Genomic DNA, 18,153 nt, shown 5'->3' with positions numbered 1-18,153 from the left:
CCCGCGTCAGACGGAAAGACGGAAAATGGCGTAGGGAAGTTCCCCCGGTTCGAACCACCAATGCTGAACCTTGCCCGCCCAGGCGAACTGACGGTCGGACACGAGGTCCTCCACCTTCACCGTGCCATTGTCGGGAAGGCCAAATTCCCAGAGCGGCACCTCGAAATGGCCGCCCTGCGGCTGGTGCGGATCGAGCGTCACCATGACGAGAATGAACGAGGAGAGATCGGCCGTCCGCTTGCCGAAATAGAGGACGTTGTCGTTCCAGAACTGGTAGAATTCCAGGTTGCGGAAATCGCGCAGAGCCGGCTCGGAGCGGCGCAGCCGGTTGAGCAGCGCGAAGTCGTCGCGGATATGCCCTTCGCGCTTCCAGTCGAAGGCGCGGACCTCGTATTTCTCGGAGTCCTTGTACTCTTCCTTGCCGGTGACGAGCGGCTCGTATTCGCAAAGCTCGAAGCCGGAGTAGACGCCGTAATTGCCGGCGAGCGTCGCCGCCAGCGCGGCGCGGATGCGAAAGCCCGGCCGCCCGCTCGTATGGAGGAAGAGCGGGTTGATGTCGGGTGTGTTCACGAAGAAGTTCGGCCGCATGTATTCGGCACATTCCTCCTTCGTCAACTCGGTCAGATACTCCCGCAGCTCCCATTTCAGGTTGCGCCAGGTGAAGTAGGAATAGCTCTGGTTATAGCCGACCTTGGCGAGGCGCTTCATCAGCTTGGGTCGGGTGAAGGCCTCCGCCAGGAAGATCACTCCGGGGTCCACCGCCCGCACTTCCGCGATCATCCATTCCCAGAACGGGAACGGCTTGGTGTGCGGATTGTCGACGCGGAAGATACGCACGCCCTTGTCCAGCCAGAACAGGACGATGTCGCGCAGCTCGACCCAGAGCGAGGGGATCGCATCCGGCCCGTAGAAGTCGACATTGACGATGTCCTGATACTTCTTGGGCGGGTTCTCCGCGTATTTGATCGAGCCGTCGGGCCGCCAGTCGAACCAGCCCTTGTGCTGCTTGATCCAGGGATGGTCGGGCGAGCACTGGATGGCGAAGTCGAGCGCGAGTTCCAGCCCATGGTCGGCCGCGCGGGTGACGAGGCGCTGGAAGTCGGCAAAGGAGCCGAGCTGCGGATGCAGGTCTTTGTGGCCGCCCTCGTCCGAGCCGATCGCATAGGGGCTGCCGGGCTCGCCCGGTTTGGCGGTGACGCTGTTGTTCTTGCCCTTGCGGTTGATCTTGCCGATCGGGTGGATGGGCGGGAAATACAGGACGTCGAAGCCCATGTCCTTGATGTCGGGCAGGCGCGCGATCACGTCGTCGAACGTGCCGTGCCGCGCCGTGTCGCCGGACTGGGAGCGCGGCATCAATTCGTACCAGGCCGAAAAGCCCGCCGCCTCGCGGTCCACCCAGACCGGCACCTCGCCGGGGTGGCGGGTCAGGTTGGCGCGCACGCCGGCCCGGCGCAGAAGTTCGATCGTCTCGCCCTGCATGAACAGGGCGTAGAGCGCGTCCTCGTCCTTCAGCTTGCGTAGCTTCTCGACCCGGCCGCGCAGATCCTTCAGCGCCTTGCCGTCATCGCGCGAGCCGCGACCGGAGCCGGCGGCCTGCTCCAGCAAGAGCTCGCCCTCGCGAAGTTCCAGCGCGATGTCGACGCCGGCGTCGCGCTTCTTCTTGGTGTCGCTCGCCCAGGTGCCGAACACGTCGCGCCAGGCGATGATGGAATAGCGATAGGGACCGGGCGTCCTGAAGCGCACGGTGGCGCCCCAGCGGTCGTTGCCGATGAAGACGAAGGGCGTTTCCAGCCCGTCCATCTCGCCGCCATGGGTGATGAGCGCGGCAGCGATGATCTCGTGGCCGTCGGAGAAGATGTCGGCCGTTACCGTCAGCGGCTCGTTCTCGACCCGCTTCACCGCGAATCTGCCGCCGTCGATCAGCGGTTCGACGCCTTCGATCACCACGCGGCTGGCAGCCAGTTCCTTCAGCCAGGAGAGCGACTGCTCCTGGGCGGCGGCCTGCGAGGCCGCGCGCTTCTTGGGCTTGACCGCGACGGGTTCGGGGAGAGCCATGGACGAACCTTCTTTGCCGTTGCAACGACGGGAGAGCGGTCCCCCCGTTCTTGGCAAAGGAATAGAGGGCAAACCCGATTCATCCAGTCATGGAGCGCCGTTTCTCTCCCCGGCTACGTTCTTATTCGGGCTGGCCGGACACGACCTGCCGTTGTTCGCCCAGATGCGCGTTGCCCAGCGTCACGATGTCGCCCGCCTTCAGGTAGACCGGCGGCTTCATACCCGCGCCGACGCCCGCCGGCGTGCCCGTGGTGACGATGTCGCCCGGCTCCAGCGCGAAGAATTCGGAGGCGTAGGACACGATCGTGGCGAAGTCGAAGATCATGTCGGCCGTGGTGCCGGTCTGCTTTCGCTGGCCGTTGACGTCGAGCCAGAGTTCCAGCGCGCCGGGGTTCTCCAGCTCCTCCCGCGTCACCAGCCAGGGGCCGAGCGGGCCGAAGCCGGGGGCGCTCTTGCCCTTCAACCATTGCCCGCCGCGCTCCTTCTGCCAGGTCCGCTCCGACACGTCGTTGCACAGGCAGAAGCCGGCGACATAGTCGAGCGCTTCGTCCTTCGAGACCTGATAGCAGCGTTCGCCGATGACGATGGCGACCTCGACTTCCCAGTCGACCTGGGTGGCGCCCTTGGGAATGGCGAAGCCGTCGCGCGGGCCGGCGATGCAGCTGACCGCCTTGTTGAACAGGAGCGGCTCGCTCGGCGTTTCGGAGCCGGTCTCGGCCGCGTGCTCGGCATAGTTCCGGCCGACCGCGACGAAGTTGCGTGTGCCGGCGACCGGCGCGCCCAGCCGGTGGCTCGGGTCGGCCTTGGGCAGGCTCTTGGGGTCGAGCGCGCGCAGCCGCTCCAGACCCTGGCGCGAGAGAACCGCGCCGGCGATGTCGTCGATCTCGCCCGACAGGTCGCGAATGCGGTTTTCCTCGTCGATCAGCCCCGGCTTCTCGGCCCCCGGCTCTCCGAATCGCACCAGTCTCATGCCTGTCCCTCCTGCCCCGCGCCGGTCTGTTGGTCCGGCGGGTTGTCGTTCCTTCGCCGTCCGCCGCATCTCACGCAAGGGGAGGCGCAGGGCTCACGATGATTTTTAGCTGCTCGGCCCGGCCAGCCCGCCATGGGCGAGCGGCGGCGGCTCGCTGACGCCGCGCGCATGGAGCCGGCGCCCGGCCGCATAGGTCGCGACCACGCAGCGGTCGTCGCCCAGCGTGGCCAGCGCGAACAGCTCCTCCTCCAGCGTCTCGATCCGCTCGGCGCGCTGGCGCAGGGCCGGCGTCGCACGGGCGTCGAGCAGCGTCAGGTCCGCCTCGAAGCCGGGCGCGACCTGCCCGATGCGGTGGCCGAAGCCGATCGCGTCGGCATTGCCGGCGGTCATCATATAGAAGGCGGCATGACCCGGCAGGCGCTGGCCGCGCAAGGCCAGAACCTTGTAGCCCTCGCCCGCCGTCTGCAGCATGGAATAGGACGTGCCGCCGCCGATATCGGTGGCGAGCCCCATGCGCAGCCCGGCCGCGAGCGCCGCGTCGCGATCGAACAGGCCGGAACCGAGGAACAGGTTCGAAGTCGGGCAGAACACCGCCGTCGCCTGATGGTCGGCGAGCGCGGCGCGCTCGCGCTCCGACAGGTGGATGCAATGGCCGAACAGGGCGCGGCGGCGTACCAGCCCATAGCGCTCATAGACGGCGGTGTAGTCCTCGGCCCAGGGGAAGAGTTCCTTGACGAAGGCGATCTCGCCGAGATTTTCGGAGAGATGGGTCTGGATCGCCATGTCAGGATGCGCCTCGGCGAGCGCGCCGGCCACCTCCAGCTGCGCCTCGCTGGAAGTCGGCGCGAAGCGCGGCGACAGCGCCACTTCCAGCCGCCCCGCCCCGTGCCAGCGCTGGACGAGCGCCAGCGTCTCGTCATGGGCGCGCTCCGGCGTGTCGGTCAGCGCCGGCGGGGCGTTGCGGTCCATCATGACCTTGCCGCCGATCATGCGAAGTCCGAGCCGGGCGCTTTCCGCAAAGAAGCTTTCGGCCGACTGCGGATGCGAGGTGCAGAAGGCGACGGCCGTGGTCGTGCCGTTGCGCAGAAGCTCGTGCAGCAGGAACTGCGCCGCCGCGTCCGCCACCGCGGGGTCGCTATAGCGGGACTCTTCGGGGAACGTGTATTTGGCCAGCCACTCCATCAGCTCCGTGCCGTAGGAGGCGATGACCTGGGTCTGCGGCATGTGCAGATGCGGGTCGATGAAGCCCGCCGTCAAGAGGAAGGGCCGGTAGTCGGTGACGGAAAGATCGGGCGACAAGGTGGGCAGCAGGTCGCCGGCCTCGCCCACAGCCTCGATCGAGCCGTCGCGCACGACCACGAGCCCATCCTCGATGAAGCGGGCGGCCGGCGTCTGGCGGGGGTCGAGGTGCTGCACCTCGTAGGACAGGACGCGCGCGCGCAGGGCGAGCGTGCCGCCTTGGGGAAAGAGAATGTCGGTCATGGTCTCAGGGTTTACCCCCAACGGCGCGGCAGGGCCAGAGTCTGGCTAATTAGCCGGGATCAGGGGCGATAGCGGCCGCTGCCGGATTCCAGCCAGCGCGAGAGCGTCAGCCGCTCCTCGGGCTCCAGCCCGGTGATGTTGCCGGGCGGCATGGAGTGCGAGCGCACGGCCTGCCGCTCGATCAGCGAGGCGTTCAGCACGATATCGCGGCCGTTTTCCAGAAGCACGGCTTTGGGCGCATGGCCGATGCCGGGCCAGAGCGGCTTGCGTGCATGGCACATGGAGCAGCGCGACTGGACGATGGATTCCGCCTCCACAAAAAGCGGCGAGCGCGCCAGCGCGAGTTGCGGATCGGCGGGAAAGTCGAGGCTGGAATTGGTGGAGGACGCGACGTCCGCCGTCGAGGCGCGCCAGCCCGGCGCGCCCGAAAGCGTGATGACGAGGACGAAGAGCACGCCCGCCACGGCCCAGCACCACCAGAGATGCTGCCCCGTCTTGTGCTTGGTGTTGAAGAAATGGCGCACCACGGCGCCGATCAGCAGCACCAGCCCGGCGATCGCCCAGTTCCACTCCGTCGCGAAGGCGAGCGGATAGTGGTTGGAGAGCATGAGGAAGATGACGGGCAGCGTCAGATAGTTGTTGTGCAGCGAGCGCTGCTTGGCCGCCGCGCCGAGGCGTGGGTCGGGCGAGCGCCCGGCCTTGAGGTCCGCAACCACGATCTTCTGGTTGGGTATGATGAGCATGGCGACATTGGCGGTCATGATCGTCGCGATCATGGCGCCGGTGTGCAGCATGGCGCCGCGCCCGGAAAAGAGCTGACTGAACACGAAGCTGGCCGCCACGACATAGACGAAGACGATCCCGAGCAGCGTCGAGTCGTTCTTGCCGAGCGGCGACTTGCAGATCGCGTCGTAGACGACCCAGCCGAGCGCGAGGCCGGCGATGCCGATCAGCGTCGCGCCCCAGGCCGGCAAGTCGGCGCGCGCGGGGTCGATGAGATAGAGATCGGCCCCGAGATAATAGACGAGGAACAGCAGCGCCGCGCCTGAAAGCCAGGTGGCGTAGCTCTCCCATTTGAACCAGGTCAGGTCCTCCGGCATGTGCGGCGGGGCGACCATGTATTTCTGGATGTGGTAGAAGCCGCCGCCATGGACCTGCCAGGCCTCGCCGCCGACGCCCACCAGCGGTGCGCCATGCGGCCTGCGCAGGCCGAGGTCGAGGGCGATGAAATAGAAGGATGAGCCGATCCAGGCGATTGCGGTGACGACATGCACCCAGCGCACGGCGAATTGCAGCCATTCGGCGAAATAGGTCCACATGGGATGACCCCCGAAGCGCCGCCCCCTTGTCGCGGAACGCCCCAAAATGAATCCGATGTGCCTTTGCGGGCCCCTCGCCGTTCAGGAGACGGTGGGAGGAGCAGGCGTTGGGAGCGAAGGGCGCGAACGCCCTTCGGCTTTGATCTGACCTGTCGCTCCCTTCTCTAGAGGTGCGACAGGAGGGTCGTGATGGCGAGTCGTTGGCGTGGAGTCGCGAGAACCGGAGCGGAGCGGACTTGCCGTCCGTGAGCACCGGAAGCGCAGCGAACCGCGCCAGACGGCCGCCAGCGCGAGCCGTGGCGATTAGTTGCGCACGCCTTCGACGTACCAGTCCATCTTCAGGAGGTCGGCGTCGGGAACGACCGTTCCGGCGGCAATCTTCTCGGCGCCGGACTGGTCCTTGATCGGGCCGGTGAAGATTTCGAACGTGCCGGCCTTGGTCTCGTCGACGATCTTCTGCGCGGCAGCCTTCACGTTGTCCGGCATCGCGGCGTTGAACGGGGCCATCTCGACCTCGCCTTCCTTCATGCCGAGCCAGACGTCGCTGCGCTTCCAGGTTCCGTCCATCACCGCCTGAACGCGGCTGACATAGTACGGGCCCCACTGGTCGACGATCGCCGTCATGTGGGCTTTGGGCGCGAAGTTCGTCATGTCCCAGGCCTGGCCGAAGGCGATGGCGCCGCGCTTCTCGGCTTCCTGCAGCGGGCCGGGCGAGTCGGTGTGCTGGGTGATGACGTCGGCACCCTGGTCGAACAGGGCGGAGGCGGCCTGCGCTTCCTTAGCCGGATCGTACCAGGAATTGACCCAGACGACCTGCGTTTCGAACTTCGGGTTCACCTTGCGGGCGGCGAGTGTGAAGGCGTTGATGCCCATCACGACTTCGGGGATCGGGAAGGAGGCGACGTAGCCGGCCTTGCCCGACTTCGACATCATGCCGGCGATCGTGCCGAGCACGGCGCGGCCCTGATAGAAGCGCGAATTGTAGGCGCTCATGTTGGGCGCGGTCTGGTAGCCCGTGGCGTGCTCGAACTTCACGTTCGGGAACTGCTTGGCGACCTTCAGCGTCGGATTCATGAAGCCGAACGAGGTCGCGAAGATGATGTCGTTGCCGTCCTGCGCGAGCTGGCGGATGACGCGCTCGGCATCCGGGCCCTCGGCGACGTTCTCGACGAAGCTGGTCGTCACCTTGTCCCCGAGCTTCTCGGCCAGATACTTGCGGCCCTGGTCATGGGCGAAGGAATAGCCGAAATCGCCGATCGGGCCGACATAGACGAAGGCGGCCTTCACCGGGCGGTCCTTCACCTGGGCGAAGGCCGGCGCGCCGATCGCCAGCGTGGCGGCGAGCGCGGCGCCCCCGAGAAGAACCTGACGGCGATTGAGAAGGATCATCGAACACTCCTTGCGATGGTGCGGGGTCAGGCCGAGGCCCGGAAGGGTTTGCCGAGGCAGGCGGGCGCGGCGCTGCGGGTGCGCGCCCGGCCCGAGATGAGGGCGAGAACGAGGATCGTCGCCAGATAGGGAAGGCTGGTCAGGAACTCGGGCGCGAAGAGCGACCAGCCGGCCGCCTTGGCCTGCAGTTCCAGCGTGATGACGGCGCCGAAGAGATAGGCGCCGAGCAGGAGCCGGCCCGGCCGCCAGGAGGCGAAGACCACGAGCGCGATGGCGATCCAGCCGCGCCCGGCGGTCAGCCGCTCGGCCCACATCGGGGTCAGCACCAGCGAATAGTAGGCGCCGGCCAGCCCCGCCATGGCGCCGCCGAACAGCACCGCGCAATAGCGCACCTTGAGAACGGGATAGCCGATCGAATGGGCCGAGGCGTCGCTCTCCCCCACGGCGCGCAGCACGAGGCCGGCACGAGAATGCTTGAGGAACCACCAGACCGCAAAGGTCAGCGCGAAGGAGGCGTAGACGATCGGCGAATAGCCGAACAGGACGCGCCAGATCGGATCGGTGCTGAGCGAAGCGGGAAAGACCGGGCCGAAGATCGGCGTGGTGATGCCCACGAAGGAGGCGCCGGCGAGCGCCGAGACGCCGGTGCCGAAGATGGTGAGCGCCAGACCGGTCGCGACCTGGTTGGCGGTGAGGGTCAGCGTCAGGAAAGCGAAAATCAGCGAGGCAGCGGCGGCGGCGGCCATGCCGCCGAGCGCGCCCAGGGCCGGCACGCCGGTCGTCACCGACACGATGAAGCCGGTGACGGCGCCGATCAGCATCATGCCCTCGACGCCGAGATTGAGGACGCCCGACTTCTCCACCACGAGTTCGCCCAGCGCCGCGATCAGGATGGGCGTGGCGGAGGTGACGATGGCGACGATGATGGCGACGACGAGCGCTTCGTTCATGCTGTCACCTCGCCCTTCGCGTTCTTCGTCTGGGAAAGGTGGGCTTCGGGCAGGGTCGCCGCGCCCGCCGGGGGCGCCAGCGTCGCGGGGGCGGGGCCGCCTAGCCCGCCGGAGCCGCCGGAGCCGCCGAGCGCCAGCCGGTAGCGCACCAGAACGTCCACCGCGAGCAGGAAGAACAGCATCATGGCCTGGAACACGCCGATCGCCGCCGCAGGCAGGCCGATCGCGGTCTGCGCGCTTTCGCCGCCGACATAGGTCAGCGCCAGAACCAGCGCGGCCAGCACGATGCCGATCGGATGCAGCCGGCCGAGAAAGGCGACGATGATGGCGGTGAAGCCGTATCCCACGGGAAAGGCGGGGACCATCTGGCCGAAGGGTCCTGCCGCCTCGAAAATGCCGGCGAGCCCGGCCAGCGCGCCGCCGAGCGCCAGCGTCATCCAGACCACGCGGTTCTCGCGAAAGCCGCCATAGCGCGCCGCCTGCGGGCTGAGGCCGACGACGCGGACCTGAAAGCCCGCCACCGTGCGCGACACGGCGAACCAGAGCGCCAGTGCCACAGCGAGAGCCACGGGAATGCCGAGATGGATCAGCGTGCCCGGCACGACGAAGGGCAGGGTCTGGTCGGCCGAGAACATGGCGGTCTGCGGGAAGTTGAACCCCATCGGGTCCTTCCACGGGCCGCGCATGAGATAATAGAGAATCTGGATCGCGACGTAGTTCAGCATCAGGCTGGAAAGGATTTCCGAGACGCCGAGCGCGGTGCGCAGAAGCGCGGGGATCGCCGCCCAGACCACGCCGCCGACGATGCCGGCCACGACCATGAGCGGCAGGATCCAGGGGCCGGTCATCTCGAGCGTGAGAAGCGCGACGCCGGTGCCGGCCAGCCCACCCATGACGTACTGCCCCTCGGCGCCGATGTTCCAGACATTGGCGCGAAAGCCGACCGACAGGCCGACGGCGATCAGCGCCAAGGGCGCCGCCTTCACCAGAAGGTCCTGCCAGCGATAGGGGTTGAACAAGGGTGTGACGAAGATCTCGCGCACGGCGCCGAACCCGTCATAGCCGAGCAGCGTGAACACCACGGCGCCGACAACGAGCGTCAGCATCACCGCGAGCACGGGCGTCGCGAAGAGCATGGTGCGGCTCGGCTCGCGCCGGGGAACGAAGCGCAGAGCCATCAGGCGGCGACCTCCGCATGGGGTTCGCCATGGATGCCGCCCATCAGGAGACCGACGCGCTCGATCGAAATGCCCTTCACCTCCATCGCGGGCGACAGGCGCCCCTCGTTGATCACGGCCAGCCGGTCGCAGAGTTCCAGAAGCTCGTCGAGATCCTGGCTGACCACGACGATGGCCGCGCCCCGCGCAGCGAGGTCGATCATCGCCTGCCGGATGAAGGCGGCGGCGCCCGCATCGACGCCCCAGGTCGGCTGCGAGACGACGAGCACGGTCGGCTCCTGGCCGATCTCGCGGCCCATGATGAATTTCTGCAGATTTCCGCCCGAGAGCGAACGCGCGGCGGCGCGCGGCCCCGTCGCTTTGACGCCGAAGCTCTTGATGACCCCCTCGGCGAAACGGCTCGCGGCTGCGGTGCGCAGGAGGCCCCCTGAGGCCAGCCCCTTACGGGCGCGGGCCGAAAGAATGGCGTTCTCGGCAAGCGTCATGTCCGGCACGGCGGCGTGGCCGTTGCGCTCTTCCGGCACGGTGGCGAGTCCCGCCCGGCGCCGCGCTGAGACGCCGGCTTGGCCGAGTTCGCGTCCGTCGATGGCAATGCGGCCGGAAACGCCGGCCGTTCGCTCGCCGGACAGCACTTCCAGAAGCTCGTTCTGCCCGTTGCCGGCGACGCCCGCGATGCCGAGGATTTCGCCCGCGCGGACGGAAAAGCCGATCTCCTTCAGGCTCGTACCGAAGGGCGGCAGGCCGGGGGCGGACAGGCTGGCAACCGTGAAACGCTCGGCCCCGGCGCTGCTCGCGGGCTTTTGCGAGAGCGCCTTCAGCGAACCGCCGATCATCAGTTCGGCCATGGAGCGCGCGGTTTCCTCGCGCGGATCGCAGGTGCCCACGACGCGCCCGCCGCGCAGGATGGTGGCGGTCGAGCAGAGCGTGCGGATCTCGTCCAGCTTGTGCGAGATATAGAGGATCGAGCAGCCCTCGCCCTGCAGCTGGCGCAGCACAGCAAAGAGCGCCTCCACCTCCTGCGGCGTCAGGACCGAGGTCGGCTCGTCCATGATCAGGAGCTTGGGCCGGCCGAGCAGGGCGCGCACGATTTCGATGCGCTGACGCTCGCCGACCGAGAGCGTGTGGACCTCGCGATGCGGGTCGAGCGCGAGCCCGTAGCTGGTCATCACCTCGCGCACGCGCGCTTCCAGCTCGCGGCGGGGCGGCGGATCGTCCATGCCGAGCGCGATGTTCTCCAGCACCGTCATCGCCTCGAACAGGCAGAAATGCTGGAACACCATGCCGATGCCGAGGCGCCGGGCCTCGCGCGGTGAGCCGACGCGCACGGGGCGCCCGTCGAACAGGATCGTGCCCTCGTCGGCGCCCTGCACACCGTAGATGATCTTGACCAGCGTGGACTTGCCGGCCCCGTTCTCGCCGAGCAGCGCATGGATGGCGCCGGGGGCGACGGAAAAGGAGATGTCGTCGTTCGCCACCACGCCCGGAAAGCGCTTCGAAACGGACTGAAGCTCAAGACGAGGCGACATGGAAGAGGTCCGACGCGATTCAACCATCTGGGTTATTGCACTCGTTTTGCACAAGCGCAAAGCCTGAGCAGCGGTTTTCCTCAGCCGTCGATAGGATCGCGGTCAAGATTTCGGCAGCCGCCAAAGCGGCGATCACCGCCGGCCGCTTGTCGCGCACTCTAGCGCCGCCGATCGGCAGGGTGAGGCGGGCCGCGAGCGCCCCCCCTCCCGCTTCCGTCAAGCGTCGCCGAAAGGTCTCGCGCTTGGTGGCCGAGCCGATCATGCCGACATAGGCGGCGTCCGCGCGCCGCAGAGCCTCGGCCGCGATCAGGAAATCCAACGCATGGTCATGCGTCATCACCACGAACGCAGAGCCTTTGGGCGCACCAGCAATCTCGGCCTCGGGCAGCGCGCGCAGGCGGCGCTCAGGGCCGGCGGGCAAGGCGGCAAGCCGGTCGGCCCGCGTGTCGACGACGATCGTGCGCAGCGGCAGCGGTGCAAGGGCCTGGGCCAGCGCCTGGCCGGTGTGGCCGGCGCCGAACAGGAAAACGCTCGGCCAGGCGTCTCTCTCCCGTGCCTCCAGCGCTTCCATCTCGGCGAGCAGAGCGGCGTCGAGCCGGCGCAGGCCCAGCCCGACATGGCCGCCGCAGCACTGGCCGATGGCCGGACCGAGCGGGATGGCGAGATCACTCCGCGCTTCGCCGGCCGCCAGAAGCCGGCGCGCCTCGACGATCGCCTCCATCTCCAGCGCGCCGCCGCCGACCGTGCCGCTGGCATCGTCCACCGTTACCAGCATGAAGGCGCCGACCTCGCGCGGGGTGGAGCCGCGCGCCGTGTCGACACGCACGAAGATGGCGGGCCGCCCCTCGGCCAGGGCGGCGCGAAGGGCGGGAAGAGCGCTCATGCGGCGCGCACCGCACGCACGGAAGAAAGGATTCGCTCGGGCGTCGCCGGGGCATCGAGCGCGGGGAAGCGCCGGCCTTCGCCGGCCGCCAGCACCGCGTCCGTCAAGGCGGAGAAGACCGAGAGCGCCAGCATAAAGGGCGGCTCGCCCACGGCCTTGGAGCGGAAGACCGTGGCGGCCGGGTTGCGGCCCTTGTCCCAGAGCTTGATGCGGAGATCGTCCGGCCGGTCGTTGGCGGTCGGGATCTTGTACGTGGACGGCGCATGGGTGCGCAGCCGCCCCGCCTTGTCCCAAACCAGCTCTTCGGTGGTGAGCCAACCCATGCCCTGGATGAAACCGCCCTCGATCTGGCCGAGATCGACCGCCGGGTTCAGCGACTGGCCGACATCGTGGAGAATGTCGGCGCGCAGCAGGCGGTTCTCGCCGGTCAGCGTGTCGATCACCACTTCGGCGCAGGCCGCGCCATAGGCATAGTAATAGAAGGGTTTGCCGCTCGCCGTGTCGCGGTCGTAGCTGATGCCGGGGGTCGCGTAGAAGCCGGTGGAAGAGAGCGAGACGCGGCCGAGATAGGCCTCGCCCACGAGGTCGCAGAAGCGCTTTTCCAGGGAGCCGATCCGCACCCGGTTCGGCAGGAACTCGACCGCCTCCGGGCTGACGCGGTAGCGATCAGCGGCAAAGGCCACCAGCCGCTCCTTGATCGTGCGCGCCGCGGCCTGCGCGGCCATGCCGTTGAGATCCGAGCCGGAGGAGGCGGCGGTGGCCGAGGTATTGGGCACCTTGGCCGTGGTGGTCGCGGTGATCTTCACCTTGTCCACGTCGATCTGGAATTCCTCGGCCACGACCTGCGCGACCTTGGTGAAGAGGCCCTGCCCCATTTCCGTGCCGCCGTGGTTCAGGTGAACCGAGCCGTCCTTGTAGACATGCACCAGCGCGCCGGCCTGGTTAAGATGCGAGGTGGTGAAGGAGATGCCGAACTTCACCGGCGTCAGCGCGAGGCCCTTCTTGAGCACCGGGCTCGCCGCGTTGAAGGCCCGCACCGCCTCGCGACGGGCGCGGTAGTGAGAGGAGGCTTCCAGTTCCTCCACGATCTCGGCGATGACGCTGTCCTCGACGCTCTGGCGATAGGGCGTCACGCCCGGCTCGGCGCTGCCCATGGCGGGGTAGAAATTGCGCTTGCGCACGTCGAGCGGATCGAGGCCGAGATCGAAGCCGATCCGGTCCATCGCTCGTTCGATCGCCACCATGCCCTGCGGCCCGCCAAAGCCGCGAAAGGCCGTGTTGGAGACCGTGTGCGTTTTCAACCGGCGCGAATGGATATGGGCGGTTTTCAGATCATAGGCGTTGTCGGCATGGAACATCGCGCGGTCCGCGATGGCGCCCGACAGATCCTTCGAATAGCCACAGCGGATGAACTGCCGGAACTCGGCGCCGAAGAGCCGCCCCTCGCCGTCATGGCCGACGCGGTAGTCGGTGCGGCATTCGTGCCGCTTGCCGGTCATTTCCATGTCGTCGTCGCGGTCGAGCCGGCACTTGGCCGGGCGGCCGGTCTTCAGCGCTACGAGCGCGGCGACGCTGGCAAAGAGCGCGGGCTGCGATTCCTTGCCGCCGAAGCCGCCGCCCATGCGCCGCACCTCGACCGTCACCGCATGGTCGGCGCGGCCGATGGCTTTGGCGACATTGTGCTGCACTTCGGAAGGATGCTGAGTGGAGGAGCGCACCACCACGTCGCCGTCCTCCTGCGGCCAGGCATAGGCGATCTGGCCTTCGAGGTAGAAATGGTCCTGCCCGCCGGTCTCGACCCGGCCTTCCACCACATGCGGCGCGGCGGCGAGAGCGCCGTCCAAGTCGCCAAGGCGCATTTCGTGCGGCGCGAGAAGGTCTTCGCCGACATTGTCGGCCGCCGCGATCGCCTCGTCCAGCGTCACGGCCGCCGGCAGATCCTCGTAGGAAACCACGGCGAGCTTGGCCGCCGCGCGGGCCTGTTTCACGCTGCTGGCGGCCACGGCGAAAAGCGGCTGGCCGACGAAGCTGACCAGCCCGTCGGCAAAGATCGGATCGTCGCCGAAGACGGGGGAATAGTCGTTGATGCCCGGCACGTCCTCCACCGACAGGACGCAGACGACGCCCGGCGCGGCGCGCACGGGAGCCAAGTCCATGGAGAAGATGCGCGCATGGGCCTTGGGGCTCATGGCGAGGAAGACCTGCAGCGTGCCCGGAAGCTCGGGATCGTCGTCGAGATAGCGCGCCTCGCCCGAGACGTGCTTGGCGCCGCTGTCGTGGCGGATCGGCTGGCCGACGCCGCCCTTGAGACGCGTCTGTTGCAGGGGCGGAGCTTCGCCGAGCACGGTGGGCTCGACCGTGCCCGCCTCGCCCCGGTCCTGAATGCGGGTCTCGTCCATCACGCCACCTCGTCGATGCGGGTCGGGACGCCGGCGAGTTGCAGCCGGAAGCGCTCCAGGCATCCGGCGGCGGCGAGAAGCCGATAGTCGGCGCTGGCGCGCAGGTCGTCCAGCGGCTGGAAATCCTCGCGAAGCGCCCCGCCCGCAAGCGCCACGGCCTCAGCGTCGAAGGGTCGGCCGGTCAGCGCGCGCTCGGCGGCGATCGCCCGCTTCGGCGTTCCCGCCATGCCGCCGAAGGCAAGGCGCGCCTCGCTCACCACGCCGTCTTCGAGCGTGAGCTTGAAGGCGGCGAGCACGGCGGAAATGTCGGAATCCTGCCGCTTGGAAATTTTGTAGGCGGCGAAGCGCTCGTCCTCCTTCAGAAGCGGCACCTCGACGGCGGCGACGAACTCGCCGGGCGCGCGGTTCTGCTTCCCATAGGCGATGAAGAACTCTTCCAAGGGCAGCGTCCGCATATCGTCGCCCCGGCGCAGGAAGAGGTTGGCGCCCAGCGCGATCAGCATGGGCGGCAGGTCGCCGATCGGCGAGCCATTGGCGATGTTGCCGCCGACTGTGCCGGTGTTGCGGATCTGATAGCCGGCAAAGCGGCGCATGACCTCGCCGAGATCGGGATGAATCTCGGCTAGCCGCAGCCGCGCCTCAGCATGCGTGACGCCCGCGCCGAAGAAGAGCGAATGCGGCCCTTCCTCGACATGACGAAGGTCCTCGACGCGCGAAACGTCGATCATCACCGGCAGGTCGCGATGCTGCTTGGTGACCCAGAGCCCGACATCGGTGGCGCCCGCGACCAGCGTGGCGTCGGGATGCGCGGCATAGCAGTCGGCGAGATCGTCCACATTGCCGGGCGAGAGCCAGAGCCGGCCCTCCGCCTCGTAGCGAAAGACGCTTTCGCCGCGCGCCGCGCGCAGCCGCTTGGCGATTCCCGCGTCCGCGCTCGCCGTATCGGGCAGCGGCTGCTTGGCGAGATCGAGCCCGGCATCCACGATCGGCCCATAGCCGGTGCAGCGGCAGAGATTACCGGACACGAGGTCCTTCACCGACTGGCGATCACCGAGCGCGCCGGTTCGCCAGCCCGCATAAAGCTGCATCACGAAGCCCGGCGTGCAGAAGCCGCATTGGCTGGCATGCCGCTCCACCATGGCGCTCTGGATCGGGTGCGGCCCGCCCTGGCCGAGATGCTCCACCGTCACCACCGAGCGCCCGTGCAGCGCCGGCAGGAAGAGGATGCAGCTGTTGACGGCGCGGCGCCGCAGGCCGCCCTCCCCGTCCGGCTCCTCGATCAGGATCGTGCAGGCGCCGCAATCGCCCTCCGCGCAGCCTTCCTTCGTGCCGGTCAGCCGCTCGGCGGGGCCTCTGAGATAATCGAGAACCGTGGTCGTGGGCATAAGGCCCTCGACGCTGCGGTCCTCGCCGTTCAGGAGAAAGCGGATCGCCTCGCTCATCGTGTCTCAGCTCCCGCGATAGGTGGAATAGCCGAAGGGCGAGATGAGAAGGGGCACATGGTAATGCCGCGTCTCGGCCACGCCGAAGCGGATCACCACGTCGTCCAGGAATTTCGGCGCCGGCAGCGAAGTACCGTTTCCGTCGAAATAGGGGCCGCAGAAGAAGGTCAACTCGTAGACGCCGGGCCGGCAGCTTTCGCCCTCCAGAAGCGGCTTGTCGCAGCGCCCGTCAGCATTGGTGCGCGTTTCCACTACCAGCTCGCGCCGGTCGCCCTCCACACGGTGGAGCACGAGTTCCAGGCCGCTCGCGGGCACGCCGCGCGCCGTGTCGAGGACATGCGTCGTCAGCCGGCCGGCCGGCGCGTCGTTGACTGTCATGAATCGAGGGGTCCTTCGGTCTTGACCATCCGGTCAATCAGTCTGCACCGCTTCGGGCGCCCTCGTCCAGTCTCGGAACGATTCCAGGGAACGATGCCGCGCCCGGACGGCCATGGAAATCGGCGGTGGATCGTCGTATCCGAAAGGGACGCCTGAGACCGGAGAGCCGCGCCATGACCACAGCCTATCCCCGCGACATGCTCGGATACGGACGCCGCACCCCCGATCCGCGCTGGCCGAACCCCGGTGGCACCGGCCCGGCCAGGATCTGCGTGCAATTCGTAGTGAACTACGAGGAAGGTGGCGAGAACGCCGTGATCCACGGCGATAAGGCCTCCGAGGCCTTCCTGTCGGAGATCGTCGGTGCCGCGCCCTGGCCCGGGCAGCGCCACATGAACATGGAATCGATCTACGAATACGGCGCGCGCGCCGGCTTCTGGCGGCTCTGGCGGATGTTCACCGAGCGCCAGCTGCCGGTGACCGTCTATGGCGTGGCCACCGCGCTGGAGCGCAGCCCCGAACAGGTCGCCGCCATGCAGGAAGCCGGCTGGGAGATCGCCTCGCACGGGCTGAAATGGATCGACTATCGCGATCACACGATCGAGGCCGAGCGCGCCGACATGGACGAAGCCCTGGCGCTGCACGAGGCGGCGACGGGCGAGGCGCCGCTCGGCTGGTACACCGGCCGCTCCTCCGAGCACACGCTGGAACTCGCCGCCGAGCGCGACTTCCTCTACGCCTCCGACGCCTATGCCGACGATCTGCCCTATTGGCAGGAAACGCGCACCAAGCCGCTCCTGATCCTGCCCTACACGCTGGACAGCAACGACATGCGCTTTGCCACGCCCCAGGGCTTCAACACGGGCGAGCAGTTCTTCACCTATCTGAAGGACGCGTTCGACTGCCTCTATGCCGAGGGAGGCGAGGGCCAGGCGAAGATGCTGAATGTCGGCTTGCATTGCCGACTGGTCGGCCGCCCCGGCCGGGCGCAGGCGCTCGCGCGCTTCCTCGACTATATCCAGTCCAAGCCCGACGTCTGGGTGGCGACGCGCGCCGACATCGCCCGCCACTGGCGCGAGCACTTCCCCTATCGCCCGTCGATCCAGCCGAGCCGGCTGGAGCGCGCGGTCTTCCTGCGGATGTTCGGCGGCGTGTTCGAGCACTCGGCCTATCTGGCCGAGCGGGTTCTGGATCGCGGCATCGGCCCGGCCCACGACACGGCCCCTGGCCTTTCCGCCGCCTTCGCCGCCACGTTCCGCCGCGCGAGCCATGCAGAGCGCCTCGCCGTCCTGCGCGCCCATCCCGATCTCGCCGGTCGGCTGGCGCTGGCCGGCGGGCTGACCGCCGAGTCCTCGGCCGAGCAGGCCTCGGCCGGGCTGGACCAGCTTACGCCGGACGAACTGGAGCGCTTCACCGCCCTCAACGGACGCTACACCGAGCGCTTCGGGTTTCCCTTCATTATCGCCGTGCGCGGCCTTTCCAAGCACGACATCCTCGCCGCCTTCGAGAGGCGGGTGGAAAACGGCGAGACGCAGGAATTTGCCGCCGCCTTCCGAGAGGTCGAAAAGATCGCCCGCCTGCGCATCGCCGCGATCCTGGGAGAGCGGGCCGCGTCATGAAGTGCCTTTCGCCCCGCCCGCTCGAAGCCGACAGCTTTCGCCCCTTCGGCGAAGTGATCGAGCCCGACAATTCCACCGAGATCCGCCTTATCAACAACGGCACGACGACGCGCTTCCACGACATCGCGCCGGTGGACGTGGCCTCGGGCGGCGGCCACGCCTTGATCTCGATCTTCCGGGGCAAGCCCTTCTCCCTGCCGCTGGAGATTTCCATGCTGGAGCGCCATCCGCTGGGCAGCCAGGCCTTCATGCCGCTGGAGGGTCGGCCCTATCTCGTTGTCGTCGCGCCCGACCGGGACGGCCAGCCCGGCGAGCCCGTGGCCTTTCTGGCGAGCGGCCGGCAGGGCGTGTCCTATGCCAAGGGCACATGGCACCATCCGTTGATCGCGCTGGAGGACGTGTCGGACTTTCTGGTGGTGGATCGCGGCGGGACGGGCGGCAATCTCGTGGAATTCCTTCTGCCCGAGCCTTTGCGCGTCGATCCGATCTAGCGCCTCGCTTCGGTCGGTTCGACGGCGCCTGTGCGCCGTTGGCGCCGATCGAGCCTGACACCTTGCGCGCAT

Annotated in this window: 14 protein-coding genes; 2 read left to right on the top strand and 12 right to left on the bottom strand. The window is 68.0% G+C overall.

The features are described from left to right. Nucleotides 1–6: 6 nt before the first annotated feature. The 12 genes from AUL32_RS01110 to uraH all read right to left on the bottom strand — a co-directional run bounded on the left by AUL32_RS01110 (nt 7) and on the right by uraH (nt 15,971). On the bottom strand, nt 7–2,055 hold the full coding sequence (locus tag AUL32_RS01110) for an alpha-1,4-glucan--maltose-1-phosphate maltosyltransferase (RefSeq protein WP_082659057.1): 2,049 nt from the start codon (nt 2,053–2,055) through the stop codon (nt 7–9). A gap of 121 nt (nt 2,056–2,176) precedes the next feature. Further along, nucleotides 2,177–3,025 (bottom strand): fumarylacetoacetate hydrolase family protein, encoded by an 849-nt coding sequence (locus tag AUL32_RS01105; protein WP_062111043.1) that lies wholly within the window; start codon nt 3,023–3,025, stop codon nt 2,177–2,179. A 105-nt stretch (nt 3,026–3,130) separates the two neighbouring features. Continuing rightward, nucleotides 3,131–4,507: a guanine deaminase gene (guaD, locus tag AUL32_RS01100; RefSeq protein WP_062111042.1), complete on the bottom strand. Its 1,377-nt coding sequence runs from the start codon at nt 4,505–4,507 to the stop codon at nt 3,131–3,133. Between the two features lie 59 nt (nt 4,508–4,566). Then, on the bottom strand, nt 4,567–5,826 hold the full coding sequence (locus tag AUL32_RS01095) for a urate hydroxylase PuuD (protein ID WP_062111041.1): 1,260 nt from the start codon (nt 5,824–5,826) through the stop codon (nt 4,567–4,569). Nucleotides 5,827–6,129: 303 nt separating this feature from the next. Then, complete coding sequence (locus tag AUL32_RS01090) at nt 6,130–7,215, bottom strand: BMP family ABC transporter substrate-binding protein (protein WP_062111040.1); 1,086 nt, start codon at nt 7,213–7,215, stop codon at nt 6,130–6,132. A 26-nt stretch (nt 7,216–7,241) separates the two neighbouring features. Continuing rightward, nucleotides 7,242–8,165 carry an ABC transporter permease gene (locus tag AUL32_RS01085; protein ID WP_061974214.1) on the bottom strand — a complete coding sequence of 308 codons (924 nt, stop codon included), beginning with the start codon at nt 8,163–8,165 and terminating at the stop codon, nt 7,242–7,244. Beyond that, on the bottom strand, nt 8,162–9,343 hold the full coding sequence (locus AUL32_RS01080; protein ID WP_244497585.1) for an ABC transporter permease: 1,182 nt from the start codon (nt 9,341–9,343) through the stop codon (nt 8,162–8,164). Before AUL32_RS01080 ends, AUL32_RS01085 begins: the two co-directional genes overlap by 4 nt. After that, entirely contained in the window at nt 9,343–10,869 is a 1,527-nt protein-coding gene (locus tag AUL32_RS01075) for an ABC transporter ATP-binding protein (RefSeq protein WP_062111039.1), read from the bottom strand. Before AUL32_RS01075 ends, AUL32_RS01080 begins: the two co-directional genes overlap by 1 nt. A 19-nt stretch (nt 10,870–10,888) precedes the next feature. Continuing rightward, the gene (gene xdhC, locus AUL32_RS01070; RefSeq protein WP_062111038.1) at nt 10,889–11,752 is read right to left on the bottom strand and encodes a xanthine dehydrogenase accessory protein XdhC; all 864 of its coding nucleotides are present in this window, start codon (nt 11,750–11,752) and stop codon (nt 10,889–10,891) included. After that, on the bottom strand, nt 11,749–14,151 hold the full coding sequence (xdhB, locus tag AUL32_RS01065; protein WP_156421272.1) for a xanthine dehydrogenase molybdopterin binding subunit: 2,403 nt from the start codon (nt 14,149–14,151) through the stop codon (nt 11,749–11,751). Before xdhB ends, xdhC begins: the two co-directional genes overlap by 4 nt. Next, nucleotides 14,151–15,593: a xanthine dehydrogenase small subunit gene (gene xdhA / locus AUL32_RS01060; RefSeq protein WP_062111037.1), complete on the bottom strand. Its 1,443-nt coding sequence runs from the start codon at nt 15,591–15,593 to the stop codon at nt 14,151–14,153. Before xdhA ends, xdhB begins: the two co-directional genes overlap by 1 nt. 6 nt (nt 15,594–15,599) lie before the next feature. Next, on the bottom strand, nt 15,600–15,971 hold the full coding sequence (gene uraH / locus AUL32_RS01055) for a hydroxyisourate hydrolase (RefSeq protein WP_062111036.1): 372 nt from the start codon (nt 15,969–15,971) through the stop codon (nt 15,600–15,602). 173 nt (nt 15,972–16,144) lie between these two features. Here uraH and puuE point away from each other — a divergent pair, with 173 nt between their 5' ends. Then, entirely contained in the window at nt 16,145–17,590 is a 1,446-nt protein-coding gene (gene puuE, locus AUL32_RS01050; protein WP_062111035.1) for an allantoinase PuuE, read from the top strand. Continuing rightward, entirely contained in the window at nt 17,587–18,081 is a 495-nt protein-coding gene (locus AUL32_RS01045; RefSeq protein ID WP_062111034.1) for an ureidoglycolate lyase, read from the top strand. Before puuE ends, AUL32_RS01045 begins: the two co-directional genes overlap by 4 nt. The last annotated feature ends 72 nt before the right edge of the window (nt 18,082–18,153 follow it).

The organism is Aureimonas sp. AU40, from assembly GCF_001463785.1.
Lineage (GTDB): Bacteria > Pseudomonadota > Alphaproteobacteria > Rhizobiales > Rhizobiaceae > Aureimonas.
This window is presented reverse-complemented; position numbering and strand designations above follow the sequence as displayed.

What these genes read in the sequence shown, in the direction of transcription:
- uraH (WP_062111036.1), bottom strand. Translation starts at nt 15,971, where the DNA reads ATGACAGTCAACGACGCGCCGGCCGGCCGGCTGACGACGCATGTCCTC.
- guaD (WP_062111042.1), bottom strand. Translation starts at nt 4,507, where the DNA reads ATGACCGACATTCTCTTTCCCCAAGGCGGCACGCTCGCCCTGCGCGCG.
- AUL32_RS01110 (WP_082659057.1), bottom strand. Translation starts at nt 2,055, where the DNA reads ATGGCTCTCCCCGAACCCGTCGCGGTCAAGCCCAAGAAGCGCGCGGCC.
- xdhB (WP_156421272.1), bottom strand. Translation starts at nt 14,151, where the DNA reads ATGGACGAGACCCGCATTCAGGACCGGGGCGAGGCGGGCACGGTCGAG.
- AUL32_RS01085 (WP_061974214.1), bottom strand. Translation starts at nt 8,165, where the DNA reads ATGAACGAAGCGCTCGTCGTCGCCATCATCGTCGCCATCGTCACCTCC.
- AUL32_RS01080 (WP_244497585.1), bottom strand. Translation starts at nt 9,343, where the DNA reads ATGGCTCTGCGCTTCGTTCCCCGGCGCGAGCCGAGCCGCACCATGCTC.
- puuE (WP_062111035.1), top strand. Translation starts at nt 16,145, where the DNA reads ATGACCACAGCCTATCCCCGCGACATGCTCGGATACGGACGCCGCACC.
- AUL32_RS01095 (WP_062111041.1), bottom strand. Translation starts at nt 5,826, where the DNA reads ATGTGGACCTATTTCGCCGAATGGCTGCAATTCGCCGTGCGCTGGGTG.
- AUL32_RS01075 (WP_062111039.1), bottom strand. Translation starts at nt 10,869, where the DNA reads ATGTCGCCTCGTCTTGAGCTTCAGTCCGTTTCGAAGCGCTTTCCGGGC.
- AUL32_RS01090 (WP_062111040.1), bottom strand. Translation starts at nt 7,215, where the DNA reads ATGATCCTTCTCAATCGCCGTCAGGTTCTTCTCGGGGGCGCCGCGCTC.
- xdhC (WP_062111038.1), bottom strand. Translation starts at nt 11,752, where the DNA reads ATGAGCGCTCTTCCCGCCCTTCGCGCCGCCCTGGCCGAGGGGCGGCCC.
- AUL32_RS01105 (WP_062111043.1), bottom strand. Translation starts at nt 3,025, where the DNA reads ATGAGACTGGTGCGATTCGGAGAGCCGGGGGCCGAGAAGCCGGGGCTG.
- xdhA (WP_062111037.1), bottom strand. Translation starts at nt 15,593, where the DNA reads ATGAGCGAGGCGATCCGCTTTCTCCTGAACGGCGAGGACCGCAGCGTC.
- AUL32_RS01045 (WP_062111034.1), top strand. Translation starts at nt 17,587, where the DNA reads ATGAAGTGCCTTTCGCCCCGCCCGCTCGAAGCCGACAGCTTTCGCCCC.